The organism is Shewanella sp., from assembly GCF_051658185.1.
Lineage (GTDB): Bacteria > Pseudomonadota > Gammaproteobacteria > Enterobacterales > Shewanellaceae > Shewanella.
Genome location: NZ_JBOFMC010000351.1, coordinates 1 through 4,243 on the forward strand (window position 1 = coordinate 1; position 4,243 = coordinate 4,243).

Annotated in this window: 4 protein-coding genes; 2 read left to right on the top strand and 2 right to left on the bottom strand. The window is 50.3% G+C overall.

The features are described 5' to 3' along the window. Nucleotides 1-70: 70 nt before the first annotated feature. The gene (locus ACRCZA_RS13350; protein WP_438674913.1) at nucleotides 71-349 is read left to right on the top strand and encodes a peptidylprolyl isomerase; all 279 of its coding nucleotides are present in this window, start codon (nucleotides 71-73) and stop codon (nucleotides 347-349) included. A gap of 208 nt (nucleotides 350-557) precedes the next feature. On the opposite strand, the gene ACRCZA_RS13355 is transcribed toward ACRCZA_RS13350, so the two are convergent. After that, nucleotides 558-1,670, bottom strand: coding sequence for a TonB family protein (locus tag ACRCZA_RS13355; RefSeq protein ID WP_438674910.1), 1,113 nt, complete (start codon nucleotides 1,668-1,670; stop codon nucleotides 558-560). Between the two features lie 342 nt (nucleotides 1,671-2,012). Continuing rightward, nucleotides 2,013-2,840 (bottom strand): hydratase, encoded by an 828-nt coding sequence (locus ACRCZA_RS13360; protein WP_438674911.1) that lies wholly within the window; start codon nucleotides 2,838-2,840, stop codon nucleotides 2,013-2,015. 246 nt (nucleotides 2,841-3,086) lie between these two features. On the opposite strand from ACRCZA_RS13360, the gene ACRCZA_RS13365 reads away from it, so the two are divergent. Beyond that, nucleotides 3,087-4,070: a DMT family transporter gene (locus tag ACRCZA_RS13365; protein ID WP_438674912.1), complete on the top strand. Its 984-nt coding sequence runs from the start codon at nucleotides 3,087-3,089 to the stop codon at nucleotides 4,068-4,070. Nucleotides 4,071-4,243: the final 173 nt, after the last annotated feature.

The window sequence follows — 4,243 nt, forward strand, 5'->3', positions numbered from 1 at the left end:
GGCGCTTTGAATAATCGCGGCCGTGGCATCCGCAGGATGGCACAGCCACTATGTTGAGTGAAAGATGATGATATATAAAACCGCGGCGGCAGTGCACATTTTGGTTAAACACAAAGAGCAGGCTGAAGACATTATTAAACAATTGAATAATGGCGCTAATTTTGCGCAGCTGGCGAAGCGATTTTCCTCCTGCCCTTCGGCTAAAAAAGGCGGCGATCTCGGCGAGTTTAAAAAAGGCCAAATGGTGCCAGCCTTTGATAAAGTGGCGTTTACTGGGCAATTATTAGTGCCTCATCTGGTTAAAACCAAATTTGGCTGGCATGTGGTTAAGGTGCTTTATCGCACCTAAACACTAAATTTAAACGCTAAATCTAAACGCTAAATCTAAACCTAAACACTAAATCTAAGTGACGAGCCGTTGCCTTAACGGCTGTCACGACTCCGGGGCTGACATATTCGTTCCCGCGCCACTCCATGGCTGCACTGCCGGCTTGCGAAGTCGCCAGTGCACAACAGGCCCGGTTCATGCGCCCAGTGGTGCGTTGCTCATCAGCAGGTTAGCGGTTGATGGTGTAATCCATGCGTACACTGGTTTTAGCGGCAATGGCTTTACCATGCTCAAATTTGGGCGCATAACGCCATTTGCTTAACGTTTTTAGGCTTTCTTTTTCAAATAAGCTGCCGCCCTCTGAGGCAATGATTTCTGGATCTTTGACAAAGCCTTGTTCATCGACGGTAAATGTTAAGTTTACCCAACCACTCTTGCCCGCTTTGATATAGGACATGGGATAGTCTGGTAAGGTGCGAAAAATGGGTTGCTGCTCCTGAGTGTCAGTCCAGGGGCGCATTTTGCCAATGGCGAGGCAGTGGGCAGTCGCTTGCTCGCGCTTATTTTTGCGTTCATATATATCGACTAAATAAGCGTGGGCGCTAAGGGCGTAAGGATGAGTGTACTCGAGCGCATCAAACTGCTTAATCACCTCAAGGAACAACGGTTCCGCTTTGAGATAATGCTTTTCGGCAAATTCAATCGCGCCTACGGTATAGGTGGCTTTCACTCTATCGAGCGCATTTTCAGGTAGGATTTGGACGTAACTCTCCAGCGCCTCAAGGGCGAAATTTTTAATCCGAGGCGTATAGAGTTCAGTGTTAGCAAGGCGGTGAAATGCCGTCATTTTTATATCGGCAAGCAGTTTTTTATGCTGGGATTTTTCTGCAATATCGACCGCTTGCTGCAGATAATTTTTGGCAACTGTGGCATTCGGCTCAGTGAGTGCTGCACCAAGCAGAGGATCAATCAGCTCAATGGCCGATTTAGCATAGTGGTGTTTGTAGCTGGTCAGTGCCTGTTGATAAAGCGCATTTATCTCGGCCGTGCTCGTTTGGTTGTGTGGCGCAAGTAGTGGACCGGTGAGCGTTTTTTCTAACGCACTGGCCCAGTTGAGCGCGAGATTGGCTACCTCAATACTGTCTTTGGCAAATTGAGTGGCCCCGAGCTCATAAGCGACTTTGGCGCTGGCCTCAATCGATGGCGCATCACCTTGTTCGACGGCGGCTTGATAGTCGCTGTAGGCTTTTGCGAAGCTAGCTTGAGAGGCATTTACGGCAAAAGGGGAACTCAATACGAGGGCGAGTAGACCGCTGAGCTGGAGCATTCTTCCATGTAACATACGCTTATCCTTATTGTGATCTTTGTTAGGATACTAAGGTTGTTTTGTTTTTGTGGCAAGGTTGCTTTGTTTTTGCGGTAAGGTTGTTGAGCTTTGATGTGGATTTGTTGGTTGTTGTGGTGGGTATCTAGACCTGCTCGAACTCAGCTCGCCTTTGCGCAGCCGGTCGTGTGTTAGCCGCGGGCTGGTTATATATTTAGTCGCATGCTGGTTCTATATTCGTCGCGGGCTTTAGTCGCGGGCTTAAGGACATGGTGGCTAGCTTCATTGCGCCCCGGTCTACCAAGCTAAGATGCTGGGGATTGGCTGGGGCGTTGACATCATGTTCATCCATTAAGTTGGTTATCGACTTGATGATTTATCAACAAATTCGACCTCAAATCCCCCAAGTGAGCCGTATTGAAACTGGCAGCGCTGCGCCAAGGGGAGTTCGAGAACCCCCGCATAGGAGCCCGTGATCACGTATTGCCCCCGCTTTAAGCCGATCCCTTGGGCCGATAAAAAGTTCACCAGCCAGTAAAGTCCTGCTTTAGCCAACCCGTTGGGGTGTGTCGCCAATATTTGTCGGTGTTCGCCGTTTTCTACCTTAACGCTAAGTTCAAACTGGTGGGTGTCGATTTTTTCTGCCTCAAGGTTGTCAGTATCGATGCAGGGGCCAAGCCAGAGGCCTTGGTTGACTAAGCCATCGGCGAGGGCATCAAAATAGTTGGCTTCGCTCGGGTTCTGGTAGCGGCTGTTGATAAGCTCAAGGGCGAGGTGGGTATGCCCAAGGGCAGAATCTATCTGAGCTTGGCTATAGGCTTGGCTATTTGGGGGGAGATCCTCGGCTATCTCAAAGGCAAGCTCGGGTTCAACCCGTGCGGATCCGGCGGCGCTGGGATACAGCGGGCAGTTGGAAGGATGGCGATACACATCTTGCTGGTAAATCGGCGCCACGACGATTTTATCGGCACTGGGCAGTAGGCATTTCCAACCGGCAATGGGGTTATTGGCCTTTTGGTACAGATGTGCGACCGCTTGCTGAATGGCAAAGGCTTGTGCAACGTTGTGCGGTCTTAATGCGGGCGCCAGTCGCTCTCCGGCGTTGCCTGTGGCGCGGCGCTGGGCTAACTCGTTGGCAGCGGCATGAATCAGCGATTGATTGAGTGTTGGGTTTGCTAATTGCGGCATGGCATATCCTATCAACTGGGCACTGTGAGTCGCGAACTGGCCCCAATATACCTGTTCGCCTTAAAAAGGGCTTGCTAAAATTGCGCCCGTGAAGCTTAACCGAGCCAAGCGTAGCGACTTGAGCGCAGCCTGCGGTGTCAGCAAAAGTATCCAATAGGTCGTAGGGTTTAGCGATTGGCTGGCTAGATCTCGCCTGCGCAGAGTGTCACAATGGCGCCCCATCCTGCGGTATCACTTGGATCACCTGTGACGTCAAATCATCCTCCTTATTCAGCGCGTCAGCAGGCGCAGCTCGGATTGTTATTTATTAGTATCGCGGTCGTATTTTGGGGCATTTTGCCTATCGCGCTTAAACTCTCAGGTGGCTTTATTGATCCTGTCACCTTGACTTGGTTTCGGTTTTTGGTGGCGCTCTTGGTGAGTGTTGCGGTCCAATGGAGTGTCGGGAGCCTTAAGCAATTTGCCTCCTTGGATCGCAAACTGTGGTTAAGATTGTGCCTTGCAGGGCTATTTTTGATGCTGAACTATGTGTCATTTGTATATTCCCTCAAGTACTTAGCTCCAGGAGTGGCCCAGCTCAATTTTCAAACCTCGCCCTTCTTTTTGGCCTTTGGTGGCGTATTGTTTTTTAAGGAGCGACTCAACGCGTTGCAATTGAGTTGTTTTGCGACATTAGCCTTAGGGATGTTGATGTTTTTTAACCCTTACTTAGATGTTTCAGCCGCCGACAATCAGCAGGTGTGGCTCGGGGTGATGATCATTCAGTTTTCGGTGCTCGCTTGGACTAGCTATGCCTTGTTACAAAAGTCCCTGCTGCAGCGGTTATCCCCCGCTAACGTATTGTTGGTTATCTATGCTCTGGGAGTTCTGGTCATGGCGCCCTTTAGCGATTTTAGTCAGTTTGCGCAAATGGATAGCTTTGAATGGCAAGTTGCCTTATTTTGCGCCGCCAATACCTTGATAGCCTATGGCTGTTTTGGTCAGGCGATGAAGTATTGGCCAACGGCGCAGGTGAGCGCGATGTTGGCCCTAACCCCGGTATTGAGTTTTAGTGCCACAGCGATGGTGGTGAGTTTTGGCTGGTGGCCTCTGCTATTTGAGGCGCCGCAGTTAGATGGTTTATCTCTGCTGGGGATGGGCTTGATTATAGTATCGGTGATGCAGGTGCAGCTGTGGCCGGTGTACCTTAATCGTCAGGCAAAATCGAAGCCGCAGGCAGGGGCGCTTTAGAGGGCGTTTGCTTGCTCGGTAGCAGGCTGAGTGTTGCCCGTTATATGCGTTGTGAGCTAAACGCGCTAAAGGGGAGCTAGAGGTGAGAGGAGGGGAGCTAAAGGTGAGCGACAATGGCGCCGCAAAAAATTGCCGGTAAACTCTTAAGCCAACAACACGATTTCACTAAAACG

What these genes read in the sequence shown, in the direction of transcription:
- ACRCZA_RS13355 (WP_438674910.1), bottom strand. Translation starts at nt 1,670, where the DNA reads ATGTTACATGGAAGAATGCTCCAGCTCAGCGGTCTACTCGCCCTCGTA.
- ACRCZA_RS13360 (WP_438674911.1), bottom strand. Translation starts at nt 2,840, where the DNA reads ATGCCGCAATTAGCAAACCCAACACTCAATCAATCGCTGATTCATGCC.